Source organism: Dietzia sp. Cai40, from assembly GCF_014145165.1.
Lineage (GTDB): Bacteria > Actinomycetota > Actinomycetes > Mycobacteriales > Mycobacteriaceae > Dietzia > Dietzia natronolimnaea.
In genome coordinates, this window is record NZ_JAALEB010000160.1 from 1 (window position 1) to 4,254 (window position 4,254).

A 4,254-nucleotide genomic window follows, 5' to 3' on the forward strand; every position below is an offset into this window, starting at 1 on the left:
CGGCCGCCGCCTCCGTTCTCGCGGCCGAGTCCGGGGCACCGGGCGGTCAGGCCCGCCCACTGGCCGTGATCGGCCGCGACCCCCGTGCGTCGGGGGAGATGCTCGAGGCGGCCCTCGCCGCGGGTCTGGCCAGCCAGGGTGTGGACGTCCTGTGTGTCGGCGAGCTCCCGACCCCGGCCGTCGCCCATCTGACGGCCCAGCACGGCGCGGCGCTCGGTGCGGTCATCTCGGCCTCGCACAACGCGATGCCCGACAACGGGATCAAGTTCTTCGCCGCGGGCGGGCACAAGCTCGGCGACCACCTGGAGGACCGCATCGAGGGCGCTCTGACGGAGGGGACGATCACCGGACCCACCGGGGCCTCGGTCGGCCGGATCTCACGCGCGTCGTCGGAGGACGCACTGGACGGGTACGTCCGGCACCTGCTCGACGCCACGCCCGGGCGGCTGGACGGGCTCGTCGTGGTGGTCGACTGCGCCAACGGGGCGGCCAGCGTCGCGGCGCCGCGTGCCTACCGCGACGCGGGGGCGACCGTGATCGAACTCCACGCCGACCCCGACGGGTACAACATCAACGACGGGTGCGGCTCCACACATCTGGATGACGTCCGCGCCGCGGTGCGCGAACACGGTGCGGACCTCGGTCTGGCGCACGACGGCGACGCCGATCGCTGCCTGGCCGTGGACGCCTCCGGCGAGGTCGTCGACGGTGACCAGATCATGGCGATCCTCGCCCTGGCGATGCGGGACTCCGGAGAGCTGGTGGGTGACACCCTCGTGGCGACCATCATGAGCAACCTCGGCCTCAAGGTGGCCATGCAGGCCGCCGGGATCCACGTCACCGAGACCAAGGTGGGGGACCGCTACGTCCTCGAACGGCTCCGCGAGGGCGGGTACAGCCTCGGCGGAGAGCAGTCCGGTCACCTCGTCCTCCCCGCCCACGCGACCACCGGGGACGGGGTCCTCACAGGACTGCGCATCATGGCCCGGATGGCGGAGACCGGCAGCCCCCTGTCCGAGCTCGCCGGCGTGATGACGGTCCTGCCGCAGGTGCTGATCAACGTGCCGGTGGACGACAAGGCCGCGGTCGTGTCGTCCTCGGTGGTGGGCGATGCCGTGGCCGAGGAGGAGGCGCGACTGGGTTCGGGCGGCAGGGTGCTGCTGCGTCCCTCGGGAACCGAGCAGCTGGTCCGCGTCATGGTCGAGGCGGAGGACGCGCACTGCGCCCGCCAGGTGGCCGAGCGACTGGCGGGGCTCGTCACCGCGGTCTGAGCCCCGGTGCGGTGGCCGGGCCCCACTCCGGGTGACGCCCGGCTCAGCTCCCGGTGAAGCTCTTGGCCAGCTTGAGCAGCGGCGGCGCCCCCGCCACGAGGTCGTCGTCCTCCTCCTCCAGCATCGCGTCGGTCACCGAGACGGTGCCCTTGAGCTTCGTCTCCGGATCGGCGAACGCCGAGTAGGTGGCGTCGTCCGCGAGCGTGCTCAGGAGATACCCCGCCAGCAGCGGGCGCACCGCGCGTTGCGTCCGGCGGTCCGGGTCCGCGAGTCCGACGTACTTGACCAGCGGCGCGCCCTCGACCAGGCCGGTCTCGATGGCCTTCTCGAGACGGCGGTGCACGATCGGGCCGCGCCAGGCCAGGTGGAGCGCCCGCGCGTCCTCGGCGTGGACCCCGCCGGACGCCGACAGCAGCAGGGCCGGCGCGTCGATGGTGATGGCCCGGTCGGCGGCCGCCGGGACGGTCTCGGTGGGGAACGCCATCGCCACCGCGCCGATATCGGTGCGCTGGGAGGCCAGCAGGGCACAGACCCCGCCACCGAGCCCGTGACCGGCCAGCCCGATCCGGCGGGGATCCGCGCGGACGGTCCCGCGGCCGAGCCTGGCCTGCAGGACGTCCTCGATCGCGGCCGACAGGTGGTCGGCGAAGTGTTGGTGGTTCGGCCGGGGGGACCGATCGGTCGCGGGCGCGACCACGACGAAGCCCCACGAGGCGAGGTGCTTGAGCGTGTCCGTGTAGTCACGGGGGCCCTTGGTCCAGTCGTGGGCGAAGCCCACCACCGGGGCGGGTGACGGCGCGTCACGCGGGACGAACACCGCGCCCGGCGTCCCGGTGAAACCGAGATCGCCCGTGTCGACCCCGTAGGGGCCCCGCCGGTTCACCTTGTCGAGCAGAGCTTTGGTCTTGATGGCCACGAGGGCCACAGTATCGCCTCCGGGGGGTCGACGGTGCCGGGGCGTCGGGACGGCGTGGCTACACTTAGCGGCCATGTGCGGAATCGTCGGTTATGTCGGGCATCAGGCTGCCCTCCCTGTCGTGGTCGAGGCCCTGCGGCGGATGGAGTACCGCGGATACGACTCCTCGGGCGTGGCCGTCCTCGACGGTTCGGGCGCCTCCCGCGTGGAGAAGAAGGAGGGCAAGCTCGCCAACCTCGAGGCCGCGCTGGACTCCGCCGGGCACGACAGCTTCCCGGGGACCACCGGGATCGGACACACCCGCTGGGCCACCCACGGGCGCCCCAGTGACCGCAACGCTCACCCGCACGTCTCGGGCGACGTGGCGATCGTGCACAACGGCATCATCGAGAACTTCGCCCCGCTGCGCGCCGAGCTGGAGGCCGCGGGGGTCGAACTGGTGTCGGACACCGACTCCGAGGTGGCCGCGCACCTGCTCATGTGCGAGATGGCGTCCGGTCCGCACGCGGGGGACTTCGTCGCCTCGTGCCGGGCCGTGCTGAACCGCCTCGAGGGTGCCTTCACCCTGGTCTTCAGCCACGCCGCCCACCCGGGCACCCTCGTCGCGGCGCGTCGGTCGACCCCGCTGGTGCTGGGCGTGGGGAAGGGCGAGATGTTCCTCGGTTCGGACGTCGCGGCGTTCATCGAGCACACCCGTGAGGCGGTGGAACTCGGCCAGGACAACGTGGTGGTGCTGCGGGCCGACGGCTACGAGATCACCGACCTCGCCGGCGAACCCACGGAGGGCCGCCCGTTCCATATCGACTGGGACCTGGCCGCCGCGGAGAAGGGCGGCTACGACTACTTCATGCTCAAGGAGATCGCCGAGCAGCCGGCGGCGGTCGCCGACACCCTGCTCGGCCACTTCCAGGACGGCCGCATCGTGCTCGACGAGCAGCGGATCAGCGACCAGGACCTCAGGGACATCGACAAGGTGTTCATCGTGGCCTGCGGCAGCGCGTACCACTCCGGCATGGTGGCCAAGTACGCCATCGAGCACTGGACCCGCCTGCCCTGCGAGGTCGAGATCGCCTCGGAGTTCCGCTACCGGGACCCGGTGCTGGACCGGTCCACCCTGGTGGTGGCCATCTCCCAGTCGGGTGAGACCGCCGACACCCTCGAGGCCGTGCGTCACGCCAAGTCCCAGAAGGCCCGCGTCCTGGCGGTGTGCAACACCAACGGGTCGCAGATCCCCCGTGAGGCCGACGCCGTGCTGTACACCCATGCCGGCCCCGAGATCGGCGTGGCCTCCACCAAGGCGTACCTGGCCCAGATCACCGCCAACTACCTCGTGGGACTGGCGCTGGCGCAGGCCCGGGGCACCAAGTACCCCGACGAGGTGGCGGCCGAGTTCCGTCAGCTCGAGAAGATGCCCGAGGCCATCCAGAAGGTGGTCGACTCCCTCGACCCGGTCCGCGAGATCGCGCGGGAGCTGGCCGACTCGAAGTCGGTGCTGTTCCTCGGCCGCCACGTCGGCTATCCGACGGCGCTCGAAGGCGCGCTCAAGCTCAAGGAGCTGGCGTACATGCACGCCGAGGGGTTCCCGGCGGGTGAGCTCAAGCACGGACCGATCGCGCTGATCGAGGACGGCCTGCCCGTCTTCATCGTCATGCCTCCGGTCGAGGGTCGGGGAGTCCTGCACTCCAAGCTCGTGAGCAACATCCAGGAGATCAGGGCCCGCGGTGCCCGGACCATCGTGATCGCCGAGGAGGGGGACGAGGTGGTGCGACCGCTGTCGGACTACTTCATCCCGATCCCGGCCTCGACCACCCTGCTCCAGCCGTTGCTCGCGACCATCCCCTACCAGGCGTTCGCCGCCGAGGTCGCCGCGGCCCGTGGGTACGACGTGGACAAGCCCCGCAATCTGGCCAAGTCCGTCACGGTGGAGTGATCCGCCCCCGGGTCTGATTCCGTCTGGGATCGTGGACGTCATGTTGCGCGCGCACCCGGTCGAGGCGATCCGGGCCGCCGAGCGCCCGCTCATCGAGGCGGCCGCGGCGGCGGGGGACCCGGACGCCGTGATGCGCC

General features: G+C 71.7%; 3 protein-coding genes. 2 read left to right on the forward strand and 1 reads right to left on the reverse strand.

Translation table 11 applies throughout. From position 1 onward, the window contains the following. A partial coding sequence (gene glmM, locus G6022_RS06860; protein WP_182691240.1) for a phosphoglucosamine mutase occupies window positions 1-1,271 on the forward strand: 1,271 nt, incomplete at its 5' end. Window positions 1,272-1,314: 43 nt separating this feature from the next. On the opposite strand, the gene G6022_RS06865 is transcribed toward glmM, so the two are convergent. Continuing rightward, entirely contained in the window at window positions 1,315-2,187 is an 873-nt protein-coding gene (locus G6022_RS06865; RefSeq protein ID WP_347238158.1) for a dienelactone hydrolase family protein, read from the reverse strand. Between the two features lie 73 nt (window positions 2,188-2,260). On the opposite strand from G6022_RS06865, the gene glmS reads away from it, so the two are divergent. Then, window positions 2,261-4,117: a glutamine--fructose-6-phosphate transaminase (isomerizing) gene (glmS, locus tag G6022_RS06870; RefSeq protein ID WP_182610790.1), complete on the forward strand. Its 1,857-nt coding sequence runs from the start codon at window positions 2,261-2,263 to the stop codon at window positions 4,115-4,117. Window positions 4,118-4,254: the final 137 nt, after the last annotated feature.